19 protein-coding genes are annotated in these 25499 nt (G+C 68.2%); 8 read left to right on the top strand and 11 right to left on the bottom strand.

Features of this window, described 5'->3' with window-relative positions; translation table 11 throughout:
• The 5 genes from HY049_11940 to HY049_11920 form a co-directional block, all read right to left on the bottom strand.
• On the bottom strand, nt 1-483 hold the full coding sequence (locus HY049_11940; protein MBI3449611.1) for a hypothetical protein: 483 nt from the start codon (nt 481-483) through the stop codon (nt 1-3).
• A gap of 1 nt (nt 484) precedes the next feature.
• Entirely contained in the window at nt 485-1642 is a 1158-nt protein-coding gene (locus tag HY049_11935; GenBank protein ID MBI3449610.1) for a hypothetical protein, read from the bottom strand.
• 224 nt (nt 1643-1866) lie between these two features.
• Nucleotides 1867-3192 carry an SMP-30/gluconolactonase/LRE family protein gene (locus HY049_11930; protein MBI3449609.1) on the bottom strand — a complete coding sequence of 442 codons (1326 nt, stop codon included), beginning with the start codon at nt 3190-3192 and terminating at the stop codon, nt 1867-1869.
• Nucleotides 3193-3215: 23 nt separating this feature from the next.
• Nucleotides 3216-4541 carry a bifunctional folylpolyglutamate synthase/dihydrofolate synthase gene (locus HY049_11925; GenBank protein MBI3449608.1) on the bottom strand — a complete coding sequence of 442 codons (1326 nt, stop codon included), beginning with the start codon at nt 4539-4541 and terminating at the stop codon, nt 3216-3218.
• A gap of 31 nt (nt 4542-4572) precedes the next feature.
• Nucleotides 4573-5448: an acetyl-CoA carboxylase carboxyltransferase subunit beta gene (locus tag HY049_11920; GenBank protein ID MBI3449607.1), complete on the bottom strand. Its 876-nt coding sequence runs from the start codon at nt 5446-5448 to the stop codon at nt 4573-4575.
• 398 nt (nt 5449-5846) lie between these two features.
• On the opposite strand from HY049_11920, the gene HY049_11915 reads away from it, so the two are divergent.
• Nucleotides 5847-8018, top strand: a complete 2172-nt coding sequence (locus tag HY049_11915; GenBank protein ID MBI3449606.1) for a multicopper oxidase domain-containing protein — start codon at nt 5847-5849, stop codon at nt 8016-8018.
• A gap of 77 nt (nt 8019-8095) precedes the next feature.
• Nucleotides 8096-11119: a hypothetical protein gene (locus HY049_11910; protein MBI3449605.1), complete on the top strand. Its 3024-nt coding sequence runs from the start codon at nt 8096-8098 to the stop codon at nt 11117-11119.
• Between the two features lies 1 nt (nt 11120).
• On the opposite strand, the gene HY049_11905 is transcribed toward HY049_11910, so the two are convergent.
• The 5 genes from HY049_11905 to HY049_11885 all read right to left on the bottom strand — a co-directional run bounded on the left by HY049_11905 (nt 11121) and on the right by HY049_11885 (nt 16293).
• A complete protein-coding gene (locus tag HY049_11905) occupies nt 11121-12911 on the bottom strand; it encodes a DUF885 domain-containing protein (protein MBI3449604.1) in 1791 nt (596 codons plus the stop codon).
• A gap of 47 nt (nt 12912-12958) precedes the next feature.
• Complete coding sequence (locus tag HY049_11900) at nt 12959-15442, bottom strand: class I SAM-dependent methyltransferase (protein ID MBI3449603.1); 2484 nt, start codon at nt 15440-15442, stop codon at nt 12959-12961.
• Between the two features lie 52 nt (nt 15443-15494).
• Complete coding sequence (locus HY049_11895) at nt 15495-15797, bottom strand: DUF2442 domain-containing protein (protein ID MBI3449602.1); 303 nt, start codon at nt 15795-15797, stop codon at nt 15495-15497.
• Complete coding sequence (locus HY049_11890) at nt 15757-15996, bottom strand: DUF4160 domain-containing protein (GenBank protein MBI3449601.1); 240 nt, start codon at nt 15994-15996, stop codon at nt 15757-15759. The genes HY049_11895 and HY049_11890 overlap by 41 nt, the downstream gene beginning before the upstream one ends.
• A 132-nt stretch (nt 15997-16128) precedes the next feature.
• Nucleotides 16129-16293, bottom strand: a complete 165-nt coding sequence (locus HY049_11885; GenBank protein ID MBI3449600.1) for a hypothetical protein — start codon at nt 16291-16293, stop codon at nt 16129-16131.
• A gap of 181 nt (nt 16294-16474) precedes the next feature.
• Between HY049_11885 and HY049_11880 the strand changes: the two genes are divergently transcribed.
• The 3 genes from HY049_11880 to HY049_11870 are packed head-to-tail and all read left to right on the top strand — an operon-like array spanning nt 16475 to nt 20337.
• Nucleotides 16475-17179, top strand: a complete 705-nt coding sequence (locus tag HY049_11880; GenBank protein MBI3449599.1) for a response regulator transcription factor — start codon at nt 16475-16477, stop codon at nt 17177-17179.
• A complete protein-coding gene (locus HY049_11875; protein MBI3449598.1) occupies nt 17169-18590 on the top strand; it encodes a HAMP domain-containing histidine kinase in 1422 nt (473 codons plus the stop codon). Before HY049_11880 ends, HY049_11875 begins: the two co-directional genes overlap by 11 nt.
• A gap of 34 nt (nt 18591-18624) precedes the next feature.
• Entirely contained in the window at nt 18625-20337 is a 1713-nt protein-coding gene (locus HY049_11870) for a beta-lactamase family protein (GenBank protein ID MBI3449597.1), read from the top strand.
• A gap of 119 nt (nt 20338-20456) precedes the next feature.
• Here the strand turns inward: HY049_11870 and HY049_11865 are convergent, their stop codons facing one another.
• Entirely contained in the window at nt 20457-20717 is a 261-nt protein-coding gene (locus HY049_11865; protein ID MBI3449596.1) for a hypothetical protein, read from the bottom strand.
• Between the two features lie 735 nt (nt 20718-21452).
• On the opposite strand from HY049_11865, the gene HY049_11860 reads away from it, so the two are divergent.
• The 3 genes from HY049_11860 to HY049_11850 are packed head-to-tail and all read left to right on the top strand — an operon-like array spanning nt 21453 to nt 25450.
• Nucleotides 21453-21980, top strand: a complete 528-nt coding sequence (locus tag HY049_11860; GenBank protein ID MBI3449595.1) for a sigma-70 family RNA polymerase sigma factor — start codon at nt 21453-21455, stop codon at nt 21978-21980.
• Nucleotides 21977-22630 (top strand): hypothetical protein, encoded by a 654-nt coding sequence (locus tag HY049_11855; protein MBI3449594.1) that lies wholly within the window; start codon nt 21977-21979, stop codon nt 22628-22630. The genes HY049_11860 and HY049_11855 overlap by 4 nt, the downstream gene beginning before the upstream one ends.
• Before the next feature lie 6 nt (nt 22631-22636).
• Nucleotides 22637-25450, top strand: a complete 2814-nt coding sequence (locus HY049_11850) for a CHAT domain-containing protein (protein MBI3449593.1) — start codon at nt 22637-22639, stop codon at nt 25448-25450.
• Nucleotides 25451-25499 lie beyond the last annotated feature (49 nt).

Raw genomic sequence — 25499 nt, 5'->3', positions numbered from 1 at the left:
CTATTTCCGCAGCGGATAGCCCGGCGCTCCGGCGGCGAGGCCGTCGACGGAGAGGATCTTCACGGGCTTCTTCTGCGCCGCGCTCGCGCGCGCGATCGTGATGAGGCCGTGTCCCGCGGCCACGTAGTCGGCCGCGACGCGGTCGGAGGAGACGACCTTTGGCGCCAGATCGATCTCCCCCTGATAGAGCCTCTCCAGGATGAGCCGCCGCAGGGCGACGTAATCCATCCGATACACCTTCTGGAGAAGCAGGGATCCGGTTTCGAGCCCCTCGTCCGAGAGGATGATGGTGACCTGGAGACCGGCCTTCCAGTATTTCTCCCGGAAGAGGAAGATCCGCCGCACCTCGTCGACGCTCAGGTTGGAGACGGGCACGTCGGGGCTGACGATGACCAGATAGTCCTCCGCCTCGCCCGCGACGACGGGCGTCGAGAGAGCCAGCGTCGCGACGAGGGCCGCCGACAGAAGGCGGGGCGCCGTCACGCTAGAACGTGAAGGCCGTCTGGACGATGATGCCATGGGATCTGATTCCCAACCGGTCGTCGTGGTTGTATTCGAACTTGATCGCATTGAAAGGGTGCAGATCCCACCGGACTCCGACGATCTTCCGCGTCAACGCCGACGCGAAACCCGCATAGAAGGGATCGCTCTCGTCCAGCGCCATGCGGTCGTAGCCGGCGTACGGCTTCCACTTCTTTCCCGGCTTCCACTCCACGATGGCGAAATAGGTGGGGTGGTTGTAGATCGCGCCGGTCAGCTGATCTTCGTGCCGGATGGCGTAGTACTCCGTGATCAGATCGATCCGGTCGCTGAGAAACGCGGCGTGGGCCCCGAGGATTCGCTCGCTGATCTCCCCCGCGCGCCCCGGGATCAAGGGGTCCGCCGGGATGAGATCGAGGTGGATCATCGGACCGAAGAGGAACCTGCGCTTCCTTTCCCGCGAGACGGTCAGCCTCAGGGTGAACGACTTCTTGTCGTTCTTGTCGACGCTGTTCTGGACCCGCTCGGAGGTCGTCGCCCTTCCGTTGGCGAGATTCGCCCCGTACTCGAACCCCCAGGGGCCATGGAACCATCGCCCCCCCGTCGCAATGCCCACTTCGTGCACCGGCAGATCGCCGCCTTCGTCCTCGAACTTCAGCCCTTCGGGTCTTTCCACGGTGGGCTGGAGGAAAGCTCCATGATGGAAGGCCTCGTTCCAGTACCCCAGCGCGGTGTGGTTGCGCCCCAGCGCCAGCCAGAAGTGATCCGAGAGGGTGTACTTGATCGCGAGTCGCTCGACGTCCACCTTGGCCTTGCCGTTCTCGTCGCTCTCGAAGACCGTCTCGCCGAGAAACGAGATGTTGTTCGCCAGGCGGGAGACCATGTAGAGATCGAGCGCGCCGATCGAGAACGACGACTGGCCCGCCTGCGCGGGCCGGGGCCACTGCGCGGAGCCGGTGACGTCGGCGAAGCCGTGCAGCGTGAACTTCGGAGAGAACTCACCACCCTTGAAGATGTCGGTGTGATCCGAATGCTGATCGTGCTCGTCCGGCTGGTCGGCCCGGGCCGCGCCGGAAAACACTCCGGTGAATGCGATCAACACCAGGGCGCCGGCGGCGAGGCCGAGCGGCTGGTGTCCTTCCTGCCGGGCGTGATGCCCCATGACGAAAGTCCCCTTGTCGAAGTGACGCGTTCGTTGCCGGTAGGATCAGCGAGGCCGGGAATCAGGAAGAAGAGACACCGTTCCAGGGCAGGTGTGATGGAACGGCTCCCCCCACGGCTGAAATCGCCCTCGCGCCGAAGATCCCCCCGAACCTGCGGCTCGGCGTTGAGTCTAATACGGGATCGCCCAAAATTGGGGTCCGGCGGGGAAATACGGCGAGGGTATCAGCCTCCGAGCGGGATTCTGAGGACGAGCGGCGCCGCGAGCCGGGCGTCCCCGGGGAGCTTCGACTCCTTGTCGAACAACCCCCACTGGCTGTTCGCGACGAAGTAGTAGAAGTCGCCGACGACGACGCCGAGCGTCGGATCGCGGAACCTCGGGTCGTTGATCTCGAGGATCTCCCCTCGCTCGACCCTGTCGCCCGCCGCGTCGAGGTAATAGCGCGTGACGCGGTGCGGGTCGATGCCGTTCTGCGTGACGATGAAGCCGTTCCCGTACGCGACGAGCCCGTCGATGCCGAGGAGGGGGAGCTTTTCGGGGGAGGCGACGTCGCGCCGAGCGCCCGTGGCGACGTCGACCGCGATGACCCCGCCGCCGTAGTTGGCGACGTAGAGGGTCTTCTCCCCCGTCGGGAAGGCCATCCCCTGCGCGGAGCGGAGGACCCCCGGCGCCACGAACTCCTCGATCTCGTCCTTCGCGAGGAGGATTCGATAGACGCCGCCGGTCAAGCCGTCGGAAAGATAGACGTCGCCCGACGGGGCGACGACGACGTCGCCGAGAGCGCGCGGGTGTGCCTCGCCCGCCATCATGTACTTCTTGAGCAGCTTGCCGGAGGCGAGATCGTACTTGTAGACGCCGGTGTGTCCCTCGAGCGCCTTGTCGTACCCGGTCATCTCGGGGAGCGCCGACGTGCACGCCCACAGCCATCGCCGCTTCGCGTCGATGGCCATCCCGAGCACGCTGAAGAGGCCGTCCTCCCCTTCCTTCACGAAGTCCGCGATCTTCCCCTCGTCCGTGCGCGCGACGATCTTCCGGTGGTGGACGCTGCTCACGTACCACGTGCGGCCGGTCGCGTCGTAGGCGATCCCCTCCGGGATCTGATCCCTCTCGACCAGCGTGAAGCCGGGCTGGGCCTTGCCGAGCGGTGTCCGAAGCTCGTCGAGCCGGCGCTTGAGCGGCTCGTAGTCCTTCGACGCGCGCAGCGCGACGAACTCGTCGGCGTCCGCGATCCCGAAGTCGAGCCCGCGATCGGCCAGATCGATCAGGTGCTTCGACGCCGACGCGGTGTCGCCCGTCTTCGTCTCGGCCAGCGCGACGTTGAAGATCTGCTTCGGGTTTCCCGGATCGAGCGCCAGGATCTTCAGCGAGACGCTCAGCATCAGCGGGTAGTCCTTCGCCTGGTAGGCGGCCAGCATCTGCTGGCGCAGCTGCTTCACGTCGTCGCCCGCGGCGCGGGCCGGGGCAACGAGGCTGGCGAGGCCGGCCGCCGCGAGCAGCGAACAGGCGAGCCATGCGGTGAGCGCCGCAGATCCGGATCGCCCCCTCGACATCGAGTCCCTCGCTGAATGTGAGCTCATTCCCACGGCTCGATGCCGAGGAGTTCCATCGCCTCGCCGACGAGATAGAGGCTTCCGGCCACGCAGACGATTCCGGAGGCAGGGGTCTCACCCCTCGCCTCCCGGAGCGCCTCTCCTATTGACTCGGCAGCGCTGACGATGGTTGACCGATCGGCGTGGAATTCCGCCGCGATGCGGCGGGCCTCCGGGAGGAGGCCGTGGGGGTCACGGAATCTCGGAGCCCGGCCGCGCGTGAGGACGACGCGGGCGGCCCGGGGGAAGAGCGCCCGCATCATCGGCACGTGCTCCTTGTCCCTGAGGACCCCGAAGACGAGCGTCGTCGCGCGCGGCGACGCGCCCGGGAGCGCCGCGAGCGCCGTCGCGAGCGCCTCGCACGCCGCAGGGTTGTGCGCCCCGTCGAGGACGACGCGCGGCGACCCCTCGACGATCTGGAATCGCCCGGGCCAGCGCGCCTCCGCCAGCCCGCGCCCGATCGCCTCCGCGGGGACGGTGAACCCCATCTCGTCCAGGAGATCGCACGCCGCGACGGCCAGCGCCGCGTTCCCCGCCTGGTGCGGGCCGCGAAGCGCCACCTCGAGCCCGAGGTGCTCCCGCCGCCGCGTGCGGATCGCGAGAGGGCCCCCGGGCTCACCCTCCACGGTCGCGTACGACGCCAGCTCCACGAACCGTCCGCCGGTTTCCTCCGCGCGGCGCCGGAAGGCGTCGAGCGCCTCGGGAGCGCGCTCGCCGGACAACAGGACTCCCCCTTCGAGGAGCACGCCGGCCTTCTCGGCGGCGATCTTCGCGATCGTGTCCCCGAGGTAGGCGGTGTGCTCGAGAGCGACGTTCGTCGCGAGGGCGAGGCGGGGGCGCGCGAGGACCGTCGCGTCGAGCCGCCCACCCATCCCCACCTCGAGCACCGCGAGTTCGATCTTCGCGCGCGCGAAGTGGAGGAAGGCCGCCGCCGTGATTGTCTCGAAGTGCGTCGGGGGGGCCTGGAGCGCGCCGCTCCCGACCAGCCGCTCGATCGTCCCCCGAACGTCCGTCACCACCGCGTCGAAGTCGGCGGCGGCGATCGGCCGTCCGTCCACGACGATCCTCTCCTCGTGCCGGATCAGATGAGGCGACGTGTAGAGCCCGATCCGGTGGCCGGCGCGATGCAGGATCGACGCGAGCATCGCGGCGACCGATCCCTTCCCGTTCGTCCCGGTCACGAGAACGCTGGGAAAAGCCGATTGAGGGTTGCCGAGGGCTTCGAGGAGTCCCGAGACGTTCTTCAGCGCGAGCTTGATGCCGAGCGCTTCGAGCGAGTGGAGGTAGGCGAGAACCTCTTCGTGAGTCATCGCTCCTCGCGCGCTCGCGGCGGGCGGAGCGTCAGGCGGACCTTGCGCCGTCCACCCCGGCGCCCGCCACCATGAAGCGCAGGCACCTCTCGAGCGTGGCCTTGAGGTTGGCGCGATCGACGACCATGTCGATCATCCCCTTCTCGAGCTGGAACTCGGAGCGCTGGAACCCCTCGGGGAGCGTCTCGCGGATCGTCTGCTCGATGACGCGGGGGCCGGCGAAGCCGATGAGCGCCTTCGGCTCGGCGATGTTCAGATCCCCGAGCATCGCGAACGACGCCGTGACGCCGCCGGTCGTCGGGTCGGTGAGAATCGAGATGAAGGGGATCCCTTCGTCGTCGAGCTTCGCGAGGACGGACGAGATCTTCGCCATCTGCATCAGCGAGAGGATCCCCTCCTGCATCCGCGCGCCTCCCGACGCCGACACCACGATGAGCGGCCTGCGATCGGCGAGGGCGCGCTCGCCGGCGCGGGCGATCTTCTCCCCTACGACCGATCCCATGCTCCCGCCCATGAAGCCGTACTCCATCGCCGAGATGACGGACGGGATGCCGCCGATGAGGCCGACGGCGTTGACGATCGCGTCCTTCAGTCCGGTCGACTCCTGGTACGCCTTCAGGCGATCCTTGTACGGCTTCGAGTCCTTCCACGACAACGGGTCGGTGGGCGAGATGTCGCGATCGAACTCCTCGTAGAGGCCGTTGTCGAAGAGGATCTGCAAGCGCTCGCGCGACGAGATCCGGAAGTGGTAGTTGCACTTCGGGCAGACGTTCGCGTTCCTGAGGACTTCCTTCTTGTAGATGATCTCGCGGCAGTTGTCGCACTTGACCCACAGCCCGCCGGGGATCCGGACGCGCTTTTCCTCGACCGGCTGCTTGGGGGTCTTCTCTTTCTTGAACCAGGCCACGGGCATCATCTCCTTCGTGAGTGGGGAAGCCTAACAGACGGGGCGGGCGGGGTCCAAGATCTTCCGTGCCGGCCCCGCGGGACGAAGTGCGTTCCTTCACGACGTCCCGCGCGAGACGGCGCTCTCTCGACGGCCGTTGCGATTCTCCGCACTCCCCTCCGGGCCACGCAAACGCTTGACCCGACGCGATCATCCTCGCTGAAGACCGCCACGCTCGGGAGACGCGGACCGCGGCGGGCGGGCGGAACGCTTCTTGCGATGACGAGGCAAGTACCCGGCCCGCACGAACCCGAGCTTCGCCCCCCGCCCGCAGACGGCGAACCTCCGGGGCTCTTCCAGCCCTCAACCGTCCGACACCGGCCTCGATTGAGGCCCAGCATGCTCAAGGGAGGTCCCGCATGAAGAGACGTCTGTTCCTCTGGCTCGCGCTGGCGGCTTTCGCCGTCCTGCCCGCGGCCACCATTCACTCGTACGGCGAAGAGCAGATTCCGCTCGAGCCCACGGCGGTCCCGCAGTTCGTGGATCCGCTTCCCGGCCTCGCCATCGTGGACGGCACCCAGCCGTACACGCTGACGATGTGCGAGTTCAAGGCGAACGTGCTGCCCACGGGCACCTTCGCCCCCGGCGTGAAGCCGGAGACCTGGGTGTGGGGGTACATCCCCGGCACCACGTGCCCGACCACGGCGCAGGGGACGTACCTCGGTCCGGTGGTCGTCGCGCATCGCGGCGTGCCGACGGAGGCGACGTTCGTCAACAACCTCGGCCACACCTCGACGTCGAATCTCCTGGCTTACAAGAACTCCACCGACCAGACCCTCCACTGGGCGGATCCTCTCAACAAGGAGCAGAACGCCTGCAACGAAGAGCGGCACGAGGGGATGCCCCCGGCCGGTGAGTGCGCCGAGCACTACGACGGCCCGATCCCCGCGGTCGTCCACCTGCACGGCGGCGAGGTCCCGCCCCAGCTGGACGGCGGCCCGGACGCCTGGTTCACGAGTGACGGGAGCTACCAGGGACACGGCTACTACAGCTTCCCCGGGACCGGTGGTCCCGGCTCGAACCTCGCGGTCTACCGCTACCCGAACACGCAAGACGCAGCGCCGCTCTGGTTCCACGACCACACGCTGGGGGCGACGCGGCTCAACGTGTACGCGGGTCTCGCGGGCGGCTACTTGATCATCGACCCCGCCGACACCTCGGTCCCGTCGAACCTCCCGGGGCCCATCCCGCTCATCCTCCAGGATCGGATGTTCGACAAGAACGGCCAGCTCTACTTCCCCTCGGGCGTCCCCTTCACCCCGAACGCCGACCATCCCTTCTGGGTCCCCGAGTTCACGGGCGACACGATGATGGTGAACGGCCACGCGTGGCCGTATCTCGACGTCGAGGCGAAGCGGTATCGCTTCCTCTTCATCAACGGGTCGAACGCCCGCACCTATGACATGTTCCTCACGAACCCCGCCACCAAGGCCGACGGCCCGGCGATCTGGCAGATCGGGACCGACGGCGGATATCTCGACAACCCCGTCAAGATCGACCCCCGGGCCCCCGCCAGCCAGCTCCGCCATCTCGTGATGATGCCGGGCGAGCGCGCCGACGTGATCATCGACTTCGCGGGCGTCGCGCCGGGGACGAGCCTCATCCTCCGCAACGTCGCGAAGACCCCGTACCCCGCGGGCGACACGGTCGACGGCAGGACCCTCGGCCGCATCATGCAGTTCCGCGTGAAGGCGGCGACCGGCACCGACACCAGCTACGACCCGTCGCTCGGCGCGGCCCTCCGCACGCCGATGGTCCGTCTGGTGAATCCGACGTCGGGAACGCTCGCATCCGGCGTCACGGTCCAGAAGACGCGTCAGCTAACCCTCAACGAGGTCATCGAGGCTCCCGTCACCGTCAACGGCTTCGACTTCGAGGGAGGTCCGCAGGAGGTCCTGGTCAACAACACGATGTGGGCCGGGATGGACGAGAGCGGGATGGTCCGCTCCGACTTCACCCCGATCACGCTCGGCGGCATCACGACCGGATACTCGGAGCTTCCGAAGGAAGGAGACACCGAGATCTGGGAGATCGTCAACACGACCGCGGACGCGCACCCGATCCACCTGCACCTCGTCCAGTTCCAGCTCGTCAACCGGCAGGCGTTCGACGTGAAGAAGTACTTCATGGCCTACGCGAACGCCTTCGGCGGCACCATCGTGGACGGCTTCGGCCCGCCGAACGACTACAACGTTCCGAACGCCGACGGCGCCGTGGGCGGTAACCCCGCCGTCGGGCCGTTCCTGAGAGGTCCCGCCAAGTCTCCCGACGCGAACGAGGCCGGCTGGAAGGACACCGTGCGCATGATGCCGGGGCAGGTCACCCGGATCGCCGTGCGGTGGGCACCGCCGTCGCTTCCCGCGACGACCGCCCCGGCGGATGCCTTCTACCCGTTCTCGCCGAACGAGGGACACGGGTACGTCTGGCATTGCCACATCATCGATCACGAGGACAACGAGATGATGCGACCGACGAGCGTCCAGTTGAACGGGCTCGCGACGCGCACCTGCATCATGGGGACCGACTACTGATCCTCTGAGACGCCAAGCGGGGGTCGCTCCATTCGGGCGACCCCCCGTTTTCCCGCCCCGCGCCCGGAGCCCACGCGATGCGACCCGCGCGATGCCGCCCCGCCACCCTCGTCCTTCTCTCCATCGCCGTCGCCATCTGGAGCGCGACGGCCTGGGTGAGCGCCGCTCCCGGGGTGATCCCCTCCCCCCGGGAGTGGCGCCTCTCCCTACTCCGCGAGGGGAGGCCCGGCGACCTCCGCCCCGCCGATGCGTCCCGCGTCACGGTGAGCGACGACGGTTTCGATTTCGACGGACCGGAAGAGCCTTCGCTCCTCTGGTTCGACTTCGCGCTCCCCGAAGAGATCACCCCGAAGGTCGGCGAGGACGGCCGCTCGGTGATCGTCGCCGGTCGCCATCTCGACCTGCGCGCCACCGACGCCGACGGGCGCGACGTGGACGCGCGCTGGGAGCGGATCGAGCCCGCGGAGGCCTCGGGCCCGTCCCTGCGGCTCGTCGTCGAAGGAGCGGATCACGCTCTCCCCCTCCACGTCTCCTGGAGTCTCATGCCCCCGGGGGAGGCCATTCAGTCGACGTCGATCCTCACCGCTCCTTCAAATGACACGTGCGCCGGCGCGGAGGTGGTCCCGGCCTCGGGCCCCTTTCCGTATCTCACATCGATCGTCGACGTGACCGACGCGACGGCCGGCGGCGATCCCGCGCTCCCTTCCTGCCAGGCCGACGTCTCCCGGAGCGTCTGGTTCACCTTCACCCCGGCCACAACGGCGCTCTACGACCTCTCGATCTGCGCCGACGCGCCGACCGCGTCGACGCTCGACGACACGGTCCTCGCCGGCTACGCGGGCACTGGACAGTGCGCCGGCCTCGCCGAGATCGCGGGAGGGTGCAGCGACGACTCGTGCGGCCCGACGGGACGTCAATCCGACCTCACCGACCTCTACCTCGCGGCCGGGACGACGTACAGCATCGTCGCGTGGAGCTACGGCGCTGCGGCCCCGCCCGCGGGGGCCGCAGACATCCAGCTCAGCGTCGTGCAGCGCGCTTTTCCGGGGCCGGCGCCCCCGAATGATCAGTGCGGTGGCGCGGAGATCATCCCGGGAGCGGGGCCGTTCCCGTACCTGACGGCGGTCACCTCCGACATCAGCGGCGCGACGACGGGCGGAGATCCCCCTCCTCCCGCCTGCCAGCCGAACGTCTCGCGGAGCATCTGGTACTCCTTCGCGCCGACGATCACCGGCCGGTACGCCTTCCGGGTCTGCGCCGACGGCCCGACAGGGACCACGGTGGACGACACCGTCGTCGCGGTCTACTCGACCTCGGGCGCGTGCGCGGGGCTCGTGGAGCTCTCCGGAGGGTGCGACGACGATTCGTGCGTCAGCGAGGCGGCGCAGTCGGCGGTTGCCGGGGTCACCCTCGATGCCGGCACGACGTACGACGTCGTCGTCTGGAAGTACGGATCGGCCGCCCCTGCGGCGGGGAACACCGCAGTTCAGCTTCGCGTGAGCCGGATCAACTCCCTTCCCAACGACACGTGCGCGGCGCCTCAAGATCTGCCTCTCGAGGTCCCTCTCGCGGGAACCACGGTCACCGCCACCGACGACGTCCGCCTTCCCCCGGGCTCGGCCTGCTTCGGTGGTGTCGGGCAGATTCCTTCGACGGCGTCAGGCGGTGATGTCGCGTACCGATTCACGGCTCCCGCGGTCGGCAGGTACTCCTTCAGGCTGAGCGGGTACGACGCCTCGAAGAACGCGGTTCTTCACGTCTCATCCGACTGTCCGTCGGGTCCGTCGCCGGCGCTGATTGCGAACTGTCTCGGCGCGGCGAACCGGAGCGCGAGCTCTCCGGAGGAGGTGAGCTGCCTCCTGCTTTCGGCGGGGCAGTCGGTGTACGTGCACGTGGACGAGGATGGCTCTTCGGCTGGAAGTGTTTTCACGATTGAAGTGACGCGCTGCGCTCTCGAGGTCGAGCCGAACGGGGCTCCCGCTTCCGCCGGGACGTTGGCGTGCGGGCTCGAGGGATCGATCTCACCGGCCGGCGACGTCGACTTCTTCACGCTGGGGACCCCGGCGTCCGGGTCGAGGGTCTTCGCGCTGGTGGACGGCGCGACGGGGAACAGCACCGACTTCGATCTGCGCGTCACGACCGGCGCCGACACGCTCGAGTACGACGACTTCAACAACGACGTCCCATTCGGCTCCGTCTCCCCGAACGTCGCCGGATCGCCGCTGACGGGGTCTCCTTCGTTCCTTCGCGTGAGCCACTACAGCGCCTCGGCGCAGGCGGAGCCGTACCGCCTCTACGCGACGGTGCAGCCGCCGTCGGGCGCCACCGCGGAGGTCGAGCCGAACGATTCGATCGCGACCGCCACGCACGGCGCGGGCGGGTACTTCTCGGGGTCGCTTTCCGGCGCGGGGGATGTCGATCTCTTTTCTTTTTCCGCCGCCGCGGGTGAGCTGATCCAGCTCGGACTGGATCTCGATCCTTTGCGGAACAACACGCCGTTCAACGGTTCGCTTGCGCTCCTTGACGCCTCGGGGGGGACGCTCCTCCTCGTGAACGACACTTCCTCCACATCCTCGACCGCTTCCGGTACCGGGAGTCTCTCGGCTCCTGCTCCGTTCTCTCCCGCGGAGGGTCTCGTCTACCGGGCTCGCGTCACGGGCCCCTACTTCGCCAAGGTGGCGTGGTCGTCCGGGGCGGCGGGAGACTACCTGGTCTCGATCGCGCACGGGTGCAGCGCGGTGGCGGACAGCGACGGTGACGGCACGCTAGATTCCGCCGACTGTGCGCCGGCGGATCCGACGACGTGGGCAGTTCCGGGTGAGGCGACGTCGCTCGCCTTCTCTAGCCCGACGTCGCTGACGTGGGCGGCACCGGCGTCAGCCGGCGGAACCGCGGTCACTTATGACGTCGTGCGGAGCACGGCGCGGGCGGGGTTCCAATCCCCCGCGTGCCCGGCCGCGGCGGTCACCGGCACGTCGGCGAGCGACCTCGCGATCCCCGGCACGGCCTTCTACTACCTCGTGCGGACGCGGAATACGTGCGGGGGAACCGCGGGGGCGACGTCGTCCGGGGCGTCTCGCGTCGTCGGCTCCTGTCCCTGACCTACCCCTTCCCCGTCTTCCCCTTCTCCACCGCGATCCACTCGTGGATCTTCGTCGCCAGCACATCCATCGGCACCGCGCCGTCGAGGAGCACCTGCCGGTGGAACGCCTTCACGTCGAAGGCGGGGCCCAAAGCCTTCTCCGCTTCGCCGCGAAGCTTGGTGATCTCGAGCTGGCCGATCTTGTACCCGAGGGCCTGCCCCGGGATCGCGATGTACCGCTCCACCTCGGCGACGACGTCGCTCTCGGCCATCGACGAGTTGTCCAGCATGTAGGCGATCGCCTTCTCGCGCGACCAGCCCTTGGAATGAAGACCGGTGTCGACGACGAGGCGCATCGCGCGGAGCTGCTCGTCGGCGAGGCGACCGTACCACTGGTAGGGATCGGTGAAGAGCCCCAGCTCCTTGCCGATCGACTCCGAGTAGAGGGCCCACCCTTCCGAGTAGGCGACGTAGCCGTTGAAGCGCCGGAACATCGGCAGCGCCTCCGCCTCCTGCGCGACGGCGATCTGGAAGTGGTGCCCGGGGGAGGCCTCGTGGAGGGACAGCGTCTCCATCCCGTACTTCGGCTGCGCCTTCAGGTTGTAGATGTTGACGTAGAAGATCCCGGGGCGTGAGCCGTCGGCCGTGGCGGGCTGGTACTGCGCACCGGCCGCGCTCTGCGCGCGAAAGGCCTCCACGGGACGGACCTCGTAGTCGGCCTTCGGGAGGACGTCGAACTCCTTCGGCAGGAGCGCGTTGATCTTCTTCTGGATGTCGCGGAAGCCGGCCAGGAGGTCATCGGACTTGTCGTAGTAGAACTCGGGACTCTCTTGAAGATGCTTGAAGAAGGCGTGCAGGTCCCCCTGGAAGCCGACCTGAGCCTTCACCTTCTCCATCTCGCCGCGGATGCGCGCCACCTCGTCGAGCCCGATCTGGTGGATCCCGGCGGGGCTCAGGCTCGTCGTCGTCGCGCCGCGGATCCGGAAGGCGTACCAGGCCTGGCCGTCGGGGAGATCCGACCAGGCGACCGTGGCGCGGCACTTCGGGATGTACTCGTCGCGGACGAAGTTCCGCAGGCGCGTGTACGCCGGCACGATCTCGTCCTTGACGAGGGCGCGGTACGCCGCCGTCAACCTCGCGCGATCCCCTTCGGGCACGCCGTCGGGGAACTTCGCGACCGGCCCCCAGAAGAGGCTCTTCTCCGGATCGGCCACGACGTGCGCGTCGAGCTGCGGGACGACCTTCTCGATGAGGACGCGCGGCGGCACGACCCCCTTCGCGACGCCGAGGCGCATGTTGCGGATCATCCCGTCGAAGATCGGGACGGCCGCGTGCGCGCGCTTGAGCCAGTCGTCGTAGTCCTTCGTCGTGTGGAAGGGCTGGATGCTGTTCCCCGATCCCATGACCGCGAAAAAGGTCGGCAGGCTCCCGAACTGGTTGATCGGGATCATCCACCCGGGAAATCTGTCCCCCTCGATGTCGAGCTTCAGGTCGCGGTCGAGGATGTCGTACGAGAGGCGGTCCTGGCCGGTGAGCTTTCCGCGATCGTACGTGTGCAGCTCGTCGAGGTACTTCCGGCTGATCCCCAGGTTCCGGGCGCGGTAGGCCTCGGTGGTGAAGTCGGGAAGCAGATCGTTGTACCGGTTGTCGCCGATCGACGTCGCCTCGATCGGCGCCTCCTTGAGCTGCTCCTCCCACATCCGGGAGAGCATGGCGTTGAACCGCTCGCTGTCCGGGGAGGCGGCGCGCGCGGCGCCGATCGTTGGAATCGTGGCCGCGATCAGGGCGACGCCGAGCAGGAATCGTGTCATTCGGGCACCTCGTGTGTGGGTTTCAGTGGAGCGTCGAACCGCGGATACTACGCCCCCTCGCGAGCAGGGGTTTCAGATCTCCCGGCGGCCTGGAAGGCGAAGAAGGCGATCGCGTACGCGCCGGCGCCGGTCCAGAAGGCGGCCGAGATCCCCCAGGTGAGCGCGATGACGACCGCGAGGACCGAGGCCAGCACCGACGCCGCCCCGTTCACCCCCCACAGCCACGGCGTGAGCGATTCGGAGGTCGACGCGGCGAGCTTCATGCCGAGCGGGAAAGCCGTCCCCATGAAGATGCCGAGAGCGAAGAGGATTCCCGTCGCGAGAAGGATTCGCACCGGCGTCGAGGACGGCTCGAACATCGCCGCGACGCGAGGGGTCACGATCCCGAAGAGCGCCAGCGCCCCGAGCAGCCCGCCGAGGAGCGCGCGCGCCGAGGCGCGCAGGCGATCCCCCCCGATCGACGACGTCAGGAAGCTCCCCACGCCGCTCGAGAGGAGAAGCGCGAAGAGGACCACCGACAGCGCGTACGTCGGGTGCCCCAGGAAGACCACCAGCCGCTGCATCTGCGAGATCTCGATCAGCATGAACCCCATCCCGATGCCGCCGAAGTAGACGAGCAGGGGCCAGTTCCGCCCGAGGGCGACCCGGCGCCGCGTCATCGCGAGCGGCACGCCGATGCCGATGGCCGTCATCCAGAGCACGACCGCGAGAAGCGTCGCCAGCACCGAGACCGCGTTGAGCTGGATCCTGTTCGCCCCCGCCTCCCACGAGGCCCGGAGCTTTGAGTCGAAGACGTCCTTCAATCGCAGCATGTGGAAGAAGAACGGGGCGTCGTCCGTGGGCGGCGCGATGTTGAGCGGGAAGCGATCCACCACCTCGACCAGCCCGTCGGCCGAGGCCATCTTCCCGAAGACCTCGTCGACGGCCGTCCGCGGGCTCAGCACGATCTCGAACTTCAGCGTCGCCGCCAGCTCGTCGAGGCGATCGAGATCCTGCGACTTGAACGGCGTGGGGCTCACCAGGATCGTGCCGACGCCGTCGGGCGCCTCGGGGCTCTTGTCGTACTTCATCGCCCGCAGGATCACCATGTGGTCCCGCGGCCGCGCGACGCCGAGCTCGGAGAGGGCCTCCGTCGCCAGCCCCGTGAGCCGGTACATCTCGCTCGGCCGATCCCTGAAGTACCAGCGCGTGACGGTGAGGATCCCCGCAGGCCGCACGTGGTGCAGGAAGATCTTCCACGCGTCCACGGTGTAGAGCGAGTTCTCGCTCAGGACGAACGCCCCCGCCGCCGTCGCCGCCCACGTGTCGATCAGGGAGATCTGGAGGATGTCGAACTGTCCCGTCTGCCGGGCGATGAACGATCGGGCTTCGTCGTTCACGAACCTCACGTTCGAATACTGATCGAGGTGCCCGGTGAAGTCCCCGAACCGCTCGTTCACCGCCTTGATGATGTTCTCGTTGATCTCCACGCCCACGATCGACTTCTGCCCGAAGGCGAGCGCCGCGAGCACGTCGCGCCCCCCGCCCGTCCCGACGACGAGCACGTCGGCGTCCTTCTTCAGATAGTGCGCGATGTTGACGAGGTCGTACTTGAGGTGCTGCACCTCGCCGAGATCCCCGGTGAACCCCGTGAGCGGCGTCCCCGCCGAGTTGTCGATCGTGAGGCCGATCTCCGCGACGCTCCGCCCGGTGGGGTACGCATGGCTGAGCCCCCAGCCGTTCGCCGTGAACCGCTGCCCGATCCTCCCGGTCACGGTGACACGCGAGAAGGAGTTCCACTTCTCGTAGAGGGGCGGGCTCTCCTGCTTCCCCTTCACCCAGAAGAGGCGCAGCAGGGGTCGTTGCTGCCACACGAGCACCGTGTGCCCCGCGGCGCATCCGAGGAGCGCCACCGCCGCGACGATTGTCGTCCACTTCACGCGCGGCGCTCCCGAGTCCATCGCGAAGCAGGCCGCGCCGGCCGCGGCGATCCCGGCGACGGCGACGACCGCCGTGGGCCCGTCGGTCACCTTCAGGAGGACGACCGTCGCGACGCACCCGATCGCCGCGCCGATGAGATCGGCCGTGTAGAGCCGGCTGACGTCGCGGCTGTAGCGCGTGAGCGCGAGGCAGATGGCGACGCCGCTGAAGAAAAACGGCACGGTCATGACGATGTACGTGGGGGCCATGGCGCTCATCCCGGTCGTCTGGCCGCTGCTGAAGGTCGGGAGCGAGACGTGGAGGAGGAACGCGCCGAGGCTCGTGAGGGCGAACATGAGCGTGGCGACGGCGAGGTGCGCCTTCAGGCGCTGCGGGGTGAAGGTGTTGGGGAGGAGATAGACGGCCATCGCCCCGGCGGTCATCCCGAACATGGCGACGGAGATCGCGACGAAGGCGAAGTGGTAGAACATCGTCACGCTGAAGATGCGCGTGAGGAGAACCTCGAACATCAGGGTCGAGAGCGCGGCCGTGAAGAGCCCGGCGTACGTCCAGCGCGTGGGGGTGAGGGGCTCGAGGGTGGGGCTGGGGGGTTTCGTGCGTGGGCGCGGCATGGTGGTGGGGGACATTATCCGATGGCGGGGGGGGTCGGGGCGAGCGCGGGCGTCAGCGGCGCCGAGCAGTCCGTTTGACGGTGCTCCGAGGGCGCGCCTTGCTCACCAGCGGAAATCTCTCGGGATGCTCGATCGATTCAACGGCGAGGTCCACGTCCAGTTCAGGCCAATACAGGTGGTTCTCACCGGGCAGTCGAACGTTCAGGAGTTGATCGACGGGAGCCTTCTTGAACCAGGGAAACTGGCGGAAAGATATGAATAGCTCCCGGCCTTGCAGGAGGAGCCAGAAACCCGATCGGGAGATGTTCGTGACTTCAACGACCGAAGTGCGCTTTCCAAGCAGAGCGGATCTCATCTTCATGCTCCCGGATGAGTTGAATCGCGAGCGAAAGGGCGCGGCGCGTCAGTCCCCCGTTGTGCGCCAGTTCCACGACCGGTTCGAGCCAAAACTTCGCTTCTCCACCGGGGCCTGCGACGTGCACGTGCGGCCGCCGCTCCTCTCGGGAGAAGAAGTAGAACCGTAACCCCTTCGCCCGAAGAACTGTCGGACTCATGCGGAAAGCCTACCACTCCTCCCGGTTCGGGACGCTCTGAAGCACCACTCGCTACAGCCCATATCGCGATCTACCGGAAGAGCCTCTCGAAAGTCTCTGGATCCTGGGCCTTGAGCCGATCTGCGAGCTCGTTCACGCCGTGATGGATTCTGTGGGGTTGGTCTTCACCTCAGCCGAGACGATTTCGATGGGGAACTTGATCAAGTTGGATGCAAGGGGCTTGTAGACTCCCAGGACATCTGGAGTTCCCCACTTCGCGCGAAACGACGCGCCACCAAGCGCGACTACGTCGGTCACCTCATCGAGCTCGCAGCCTGGATTTCCTTCACCGTTAACTTGGCCATCGAGAGAGCCTCCTGCGAAGTATCGAACACCTGGGGTGCAAGATATTCCGTCCAACGTGTAGACCCTAGCCCGAAACCCAATAACCAGCAATCCTTCCTTTCCCCCTGGCCGTTCCCGCGCCTAATATCCCTCCATGTCCCCACGCCCCCGCATCCTCGTGGTCGAGGACGACCCCAAGACGACGGCCACGATCAAGCTCTACCTCGACCACGCCAACTACGAGGTCCTCACCGCCGACACCGGGAGGAAGGCCCTCGAATCGGCCCGGAAGGACCGGCCCGACCTCCTGATCCTCGACCTGAACCTCCCCGAGCTGGACGGCATCGAGGTCTGCCGGACCCTCCGAAGGGAGTCCGCGGTGCCGATCATCATGCTGACGGCGCGGACCACACTCGACGACAAGCTCCAGGGTCTCGACGGCGGAGCGGACGACTACCTCCCCAAGCCCTTCAGCCCCAGGGAGCTCATGGCCCGCATCAAGGCCGTGCTGAGGCGCGCGGCCCCCGAGGCCGACCACGGCCCTACGATGATCCGGATGAAAGACCTCGCCATCGACTTCCAGTCCCACGAGGTGACGGTGAAGGGGAAACCCGTGCCCCTCACACCCAACGAGTTCAAGATCCTCGCCGCGCTCGCAAGGGCTCCCGGCAGAGTCTTCACGCGATCGCAGCTCGCCGCGCGGGCCTTCGGCGTCGAGTACGGCGCGTCCGATCGCACCCTCGACGCGCACATCATGAACCTCCGGAGAAAGATCGAGCCCGATCGCACGTCCCCCACCCGCATTATCACGGTCTTCGGCGTCGGCTACCGGTTCGCGGGGAGGGACGATGCTCCGTAGCCTCAGGACGCGCATCCTCCTGATGACGGCGGCCGTCGTCGGGATCGCCGTCGTGGCCGTCGGCCTCCTGTCGCGGAGCGCGAGCCTCTCGGAGTTCGGGCGCTACGTCGCCGCGGGAGAGGCCTCCCAGGGAGAGAGGATTCGTGCCGCGCTCGAGGCGCACTGGACGGCGCACGCGAGCTGGGAGGGGGTCGCGACCCTCCTCAAGGATCTGACCGGCACGACGGGGCGTCCCCTGGTGCTCCTCGGGACGGACGGCGCGGTGATCGCCGTCGCTCCGGAGAGGCTCGCGACCGGCGAGGTGACAGTCGATCGCGACGGCGCACTCGAGATCAGGACGCGGACGGGAGGCGATCGGCTCGAAGAGCAGGTGCTGGTCGTGAAGGGGTCGCAGATCGAGCTGCGCGATCCCGAGGGGAATCCGATCGGGCGACTCTACGTGCTTCCCCCCGGCGAGCCGAGCGCGGGCGGGCGCGACCGGGGCTTCGCGCAGTCGATGAACCGATCGGTGCCGCTCGCCGTCGGCGCCGCCGGCCTCGTCGCGATCTTCATCGCGGCGGCGGTGTCGCGGCGGATCCTGAGGCCCATCGAAGCGCTCACCGAAGCCGCCCGGCGCGTCGAGAGGGGGGAGCTGGGCCATTCGGTCGAGGTCGCGTCGACGGACGAGATCGGCGATCTCGCCCGCGCCTTCAACGCGATGTCGGCCAGCGTCGCGCGGTCGGAGAAGCTGCGCCGCGCGATGGTCGCCGACGTCGCGCACGAGTTGCGGACGCCCCTCACCAACATCCGCGGGCAGCTCGAGGCGATCCAGGACGAGCTCGTGACCGCGGACCGGGCGGCCATCGACTCGCTTCACGAGGAGGCGATGCTCCTCAAGCGCGTCGTCGACGACCTCCAGGAGATGGCGCTCGCCGAGGCGGGTGAGCTGAGGCTCGCGATCGGCGATCTCGACGCCACCTCCGAGATCGCGAAGGCGGTCGCGGCGGTGCAGGCGCCGGCGCGGGCGGCGGGGGTCACCGTGGCCGCGGGGACGGCGGAGGGAGAGCTGCGGCTCGCGGCCGATCCCGAGAGGCTCGGGCAGATTCTGAGGAACCTCCTCTCGAACGCCATCGCCCACACGCCGGCCGGCGGCCAAGTCGTGGTCGGCGCCCGGCGCGCCGGGGGCGTCTGCGAGATCTCCGTGCGGGACACCGGGGAAGGGATCGCGGCGGAGCATCTCCCCTTCGTCTTCGAGCGCTTCTACCGCGCCGATCCCTCGCGGGCGCGCGCAACGGGTGGCGCGGGCCTCGGCCTCGCCATCGTGAAGCAGCTCGCGGAGGCGCACGGCGGCTCCGTCCGCGTCGAGAGCGTTACCGGCAAGGGGTCGACCTTCACCGTCACGCTGCCGATCGCGGGGCCCACGCCTTCATAGCTTCTTCACAACCCTCCCCTACGCTCCCGCCACCATGAAAAACACAACCGCCGCTTCGCTCCTCTTCGCCCTGGCTTCCATCGTTCACGGACATCTTGGCGCCCGCCTCGACACCTACATGACGCGCCTGGCCGGCGTCGGATTCTCGGGAACGATCCTCGTCGCGAAGGACGGCGACGTCGTCCTCAGCAAGGGGTACGGCCTCGCCGACCGGAAACGCGGGATCCCCGACACCGAGGAGACGGTGATCAGCATCGGGTCGATCACGAAGCAGTTCACCGCGGCGGCGATCCTGAGGCTGGAGATGCAGGGGAAGCTCAAGGTCACCGATCCGATCTCGAAGTACCTGCCCGGCGTGCCGCCGGACAAGAGCGCCATCACGATCCACCACCTCCTGACGCACACCGCCGGCGTCGACTCGGACTACGGCGACTCCGACTACGAGCCCGTCTCGCGTGACGAGATCATGAAGCGGATCTGGGCGAAGCCCCTCCGCTCCGAGCCCGGCAAGGTCCACTTCTACGCGAACGCGGGGTACTCGCTCCTTGCCGCCATCATCGAGATTGTCACCGGCGGCTCGTACGAGCTGTACCTGCACGACAATCTCTTCATCCCCGCGGGGATGACGAAGACGGGGTACCTCCTGCCGAAGTGGGACAAGGACGCGGTCGCCATCGGCTACCGGCGCGGCGAGGAGTGGGGGACGATCCTGGCGCGCCCCTTCGCGGCCGACGGGCCGTACTGGAACCTGCGCGGGAACGGCGGGATCCACTCCACGGTCGGCGACATGTACCGCTGGCACCTCGCGCTCCTGGGGGAAACGATCCTCTCGAAGGAAGAGAAGGAGAAGCTCTTCACCCCGTACGTTCCGGAGGAAGGTGGGGGCTCTTTCTACGGCTACGGCTGGTCGATCGAGACGACGCCTCGCGGCACGAAGCTCGTGGCGCACAACGGCGGCAACGGCGTCTTCGCCGCCGACTTCCGCCGCTACCTCGACGAGAACACGATGTACTACATCGCGTCGAACGGAGACATCCCCGCGATCCCCGTCAGCGAGCGGATCGCACGGCAGATCTTCGGCGGCGACGTGCCTCCTCCCCCCGAGGTGAAGACGCTGACGCGCGCGGCGCTCGAGCGGTGCGCCGGGACGTACGCGCTCGCATCGGGGGCGAAGATCACGGTGAGCGCGGGCGCCGACAACTCCCTCAAGATCGCCTCCGATGAGCCCGAGGCGAGGGGGCTCCTCGCGGGGAACGCGTCGGAGTCCGATCCGATCGTCCGGAAGCTCATCGAGCGGACGGCCGCCGTCGTGAAGGCGAGCCGCGAGGGGGACTACAAGGTCGTCTCCGACGCCTTCGGCGGGCAGGTGCCGGTCGAGAGGGTGAAGGCGATGGAGTCGCAGATGTGGGCGCGGAACGAATCGCGCCTCGGCTCCTACCAGGGGTTCGACGTCCTCGGCGCGGCCGCCGACGGCGGCGAGATCCGGCCCATCGTCGTGAGGATCCGCTTCGAGAGAGGCCCCATGTTCATCCAGTACATGTGGGACGGCCCCGAGCTTGCCGGCATCCGCATCGTCGATCAGCTCCCGAGCGCGGCCTTCTTCCCCGTCTCCCAGACCGAGTTCGTGTCGTTCGCCCTCGACTCCCCCGCCTCCGTCCGCGTCACGTTCCCCGCCCCGCCCTCCGCGCAGGCCGACACGCTCGTGATTCGCACGGCGACGGGAGACGTGCGGGCAGCGAGACGGTGATTCCCGACCGAACCACATTGTGTGTCCCGCGCGATCGTGTCTACATGTTTCAACAAGTGTCGACACGATCGGTTCGTACCGCACGTCGTGCGAGGGTGGCGGCACGGGTGATTTGGTGATCAGGGCACCGGAGTCTGGCTCGAACCTCCCGGATTCGCCGGAACTGCAGGCAAGGGTACCTCAACCGCATCGCTATCCTTCCAGTCCTTTGGCCACACCCCCATGTTGAACCAGTTGCCGTCTTCAAATACCCAGTAGACAATGCCCTGACGCGACTTGTCCTGCCACCGAAACCAACCGACCTTGTCGTGACTTGTCAGATCGAGGACTATCTTCGCGGTCGCACCTGCGATCGACACCTTGCGGATTCTCCAGCTCACGACGACTCCCCACCTCTGTATCTCCTCGCAAGTGTACCCCCAGTCTTCGACGTTGGGGAATCGTTCGTGCCCATCGTGAGCCGCCAGCCGATCCCGAACGCGCCGCGCCGCTGGACCTCCTGATCGACTGTGAGTCCAGGCGCAAGTCTCCAGATCTTCGACGAGTACATGAGCTTGAGGCCCCACGACATGCCGGGGAGCCGCCACGTTTGCCCAATCGGGACCGAGAGTTCCAGATCGCCTGAGTACGCCGAGATGCTGTCGCCCCCCGGCCCCCCGACCAGGGTCGCATTCGTCGGCGCGCCCGGCGCCTCGTTCAGACTGACGGCTTGAGCGGCGGAGATGGAGGCGATGAGAACGCAAGTCGAGGCAAGGAGGAAGACACATTTCGAGACACCGGCCGCAGTGCGCATGGATGAGGTTCCTCCGACAAGTGGGCTCCTGGTCGGGCGAGACAGGAGCTCGACGCGTATCAGTTTTCCTTATACTCCTGACAATGGGATTCTGTCAATCGAGATTCTTGGAAACCGTGAATGGCGGTTAACGGCTGATGTACGCGGCGCGTGTCTGGGACTTGATGCCTCTGTCGGTCTCCCCTTGACCTCGCGCGCCGATTGGCAGCACTCTGACAGCGCTGCACGCGGTCGCTCTGTCCAGGACGAGGAGATCCCTTTCATCCCGTGGTGGCTCGATCAGCCTCTTGATAGTCCGGAGCGCCTCGGCGATCCTCTCCGCGTGACATCGCCGGCTGACGAGGAACTCTTCGCCGATCTGCGCCGGCGGCTCGCCCGCTCCGTCCGCCGCGTATGCCCCGTCTGGCTCGCCTCGCACGCCGAGGACATCGTCCAGACGGCCATGATCCGGATTCTCGACGCCTCGCGGAAGCGGGGTGAGGGGAATCCCGATCTCTCTTCGTTGTACCTCGAGAAGGCCGTCTTCTCGGCGACGGTGGACGAGATCCGCCGGCGCCGTCGGCGACGGGAGCAGGCGATGGATGAAGCCTCCCTGCCGGAGACGGGAGATTCTTCCCCGCCTGATCCGCAGGCGGCGGCGGAGTCCCGCGAGATCGCGGAAGGAATCCACGACTGTCTCGGCCGGCTCCCCGCTGCCAGGATGACCCCGGTGACGCTGAGCCTGCAGGGACACTCGGTTCCCGAGATCGCGCGACTTCTGAGATCGACGGCCAAGGTCGCGGAGAACCAGGTCTATCGGGGCCTCGCCGCGCTGCGGCGCTGCCTCGCCGAGAAGGGACTGGCCAGATGAGCGACATCGAGATCGATCTGGAGGAGCTGCGGCGGAGGTTCGCCTCGCTGTCGGTGAACGCCGTCCCGGGGAACTCCTGCCCGCCGGCCGAAGCGATCTGGGAGGCCCTGCGGGGCGAGGCTCGACCGGCGGAGATCGAATCCGTGGTGGCGCACACCGCCGGTTGCTCCGCCTGCGCGGAGGCCTGGCGTCTCGGCCACGAGTTCGCAGGCGCCGCGAGCGCCGCCGCGCGGAAGCCTCTTCCGCGACGGCCCCGCCCGTGGACCGCGCTGGCGCTGGCGGCGGCCCTCGTGGTCGTGGCGGGGCTCGCCATCGAAAGGGCCCTTCGCGCTCCCGAGGCGATCGTGACGCGCGCGGGCGAGGAATCCGGGATCCGGTCATTTATTCCGGAGACGGCCGTTCTTCACCGGCAGAGCTGCCGGCTCCGGTGGTCTCAGGCGGGCCCGGGAGCCCGCTACCTCGTCCGGGTCGGCGCCGAGGACCTCACGACAATCGCCACGTCGGCCAGCCTCGACGAGCCCGAGTACATCGTCCCCGAAAAGAGCCTCGGGAAGCTGGCTCCGGGCGCGACGGTCGTCTGGCGCGTCGAGGCATCGCTTCCCGACGGACGCAAGCTGGCCTCGCCGGCGTTCAAGAACCGGGTGGAGTGAACCGCCGTGCGCCGTCCGCGAGCCCTGATACTCCACGCCGTCACCTGGGTCTTTCTCGCGGGGTCATGGGCTTCGGGAGTCTTCGCGGCGGAGGTGCCTCCCATCCCGTCGTTCGAGGCATGCGATCGAGCGCTGCGCGACGGGCCCCGGTCGTACCTGTGCCATCGGTACGCCGCACGGCGGACGCGAAGCTGGAGCGAGAGGATCCGGCGCCTCGAAGGGCATCTGGCGGTGTCGCCGGAGGACAACCGCTCGCGACTCGCGCTCGGCGTGCTCCTCGGCGACCTCAACGATCCACGAACGGAGCCGATGCTGCGCCGCGCGGCGGACGGGCTGGCCCGGGATCGCGAGTTCGAGGTCGAGGGATTCGCTCGGCTCGAGATCCTCTCTCTGACCGGCCGTTGGGGTCGGCTGGAAGAAGCCGACGCCGAGCTCGCGCGGGCCGAGGAGGACGCCAGGCTCTCCGGAAGCGCGCTGCTCACGAACTACGCGGGGTACCATCGAGGATGGCTCGCCTCGCTGCGCAGCGATCGGGATGCGGCCCTGTCCGCCTTCCGGAAGCTCGAGTCGGTCGTCGTTCCCGAGGGGGACGCCGGTCTGCAGCAGATGCTGCTCAACGCGCTGGGCGCGGAAGAATGGCAGCGGGGCAGGATCGAGGAGGCCATCCGGTACTACCGGCGCGCCGCCGCGCTCGCGCATGCCGCCGGCGACTTCTACGGGGAAGCGAGCATCCTGGCGAACATCCATCTCGCGAAGCAGAGACAGGCGCCAGAGGACGACGACCCGGATTTCGCCGAGGCGCTGCGGCTAGCGGGCGAGAGCGGAAACCGCAAGACCTCCGGCCAGCTCCTCTTCTTCGCCGCGCAGGACGCTCGCATCACCCCCGAACGGAAACTCGAGCTCCTCGATCAGGCCATCGAGGAAATCCAGCCGACCGGGGATCTCATCCAGCTCGGATTCGTCCTGAGGTACAAGGCCCACGTGATCGCGTACGCCTATCCGTCCAGGAGGGCCGAGGCCGAGCGGATCCTCGATCAGTCGCTTACGCTCGCGCGCCAGACGGGACAGCCCGATCAGGAGGCCCGGGTCGGAATCCAGCGAGCGACGATCCTGACGGACGCCGGCGAGAGGGCGCGGGCGGCGAACGAATGGCTGACCGTTCTCGACACGATCGAGAAGGTTCGAGATCAGCAGATGGACGAGGGGACCCGCGCCGGCTTCCAGTCGACCTGGGCGTTTCTGTACTACCGGGTCGCGGCGTACTTTCTGCGACAGCCCGGGCCGGGGGCGGCCCCGGAGGATGTGGATGCCGCGCTCCGCGTCATCGAGAGGATGCGCGCGAGGGTCCTCCTCGAGACGCTCGACCTTTCCGGCGCACCGACCGGCGGCGCGTCCTCCACGCTCCAGGAGCGAAGGGCCTCCGCTCTCGGGGAGATCGCGAAGACCCAGCGAAGGCTCCTCGGTCCCACGCTCGCCGGTGACGAGAGGGCACGGGCCCTCTCGGATCTCGAGAGGCTCGAGGCCACCGAGTTCGCGCTGAGGCAGGATCTCTCGCGGGCCGATCCCGGGTTCGGGTCGCTCCGCGCCCCGGTCATCCCCACGGTGGCGCGCATCCAGGAAGCCCTTCAGGAGAACGAGGCGCTCGTCTCGTTCCAGTCGAACGTCGATGCGAGTCGGCGGGGTTGGGCGCTGGCGATCACCCGGGACTCCACGCGAACCTGGGAGATCCCCGACCGCGCCGGGATGACGGGGGAGATCTCGCTCTTTCTCGGCCTCCTCGCGCGGCGCGACGGCTCGGAGGGCGCGGGCGCGGCGAGCCTCTACAGGGACCTCTTCGCGGAGGGTCTGAAGGGGCTTCCCGAGGGGATCACCCGCCTCATCGTCGTCCCCGACGGCCCTCTTCACAAGCTCCCGATCGACGCGCTCCGGACTGAGGCCTCGGCCGCGCCGCTCGCCGCGCGCTTCGAGATCTCGATCGCTCCCTCGTGTTCGACGTGGCTGAAGTGGAGCGGCGGCCCGGCGGTGGCGGCAGCGAGCCCGCTCCTCGCCGTCGCCGATCCCGCCCTCGAAGCCGGGCCTTCGGCTCCGGCGACCTACCGGGCGGCGACGGTCGCGAGCGGTCTCAGGCTGGGGCCGCTTCCGCGCGCTCGGGACGAAGCCCGCTCCCTCGCCGGAAGCCTCGGAGGTGGCAGCCGCATCGCCCTCGGAGCCGAGGCGACGGAGCGGTTCATGAAGACGGTCGACCTCGGGGGCTTCAGGATGCTCCACATCGCGGCGCACGCCGTCGTGGACGAGGCGCACCCCGAGCGCAGCGCCGTCCTTCTCGCCCCCGGGGCCGACGACGAGGATGGGTTGCTTCAAATCCGCGAGATCGTGGGCCTCGATCTGAAAGGACGGCTGATCTTCCTCTCCTCGTGCGACAGCGCGTCAGGCACCGTCGTGGAGGGGGAGGGGGTCATGGGTCTGGCCCGGGCCTTCTTCCAGGCCGGCGCCGTGGGCGTCGTCGGGAGCCTGTGGCCGATCCGCGACGACGAAGCGGCGCTCATGGTCGACGCCATGGCGACCCACATGGGACGCGGAGCGAGCATCGCGTCGGCGCTCGCCTCCGCGCGACGCGATCGTCTCAAGGCCGGCGCACCCGCCGCCGACTGGGCGGCGCTCGTCGTCCTGGGCGACGGGGACTTCGTCCCCCTCCCGGGCGGGCGGAGATCGATCCAGCCCGTCCTCCTCCTCGCCGTGATCGCGGCCGGGATCGCCGCCGTCGCGGGGGCGCTGCTTTTCTGGCGCGGTCGGGCGCGGCGCTCACCCCGTCCCGCCTGAACCGGCCGCGATCCTGGTGAGGGGATCGCGACCCTCCGTCGGGTTCAAC

This window comes from Acidobacteriota bacterium (assembly GCA_016195325.1).
In the GTDB taxonomy this organism is placed as follows: Bacteria; Acidobacteriota; Polarisedimenticolia; order JACPZX01; family JACPZX01; genus JACPZX01.
This window is presented reverse-complemented; position numbering and strand designations above follow the sequence as displayed.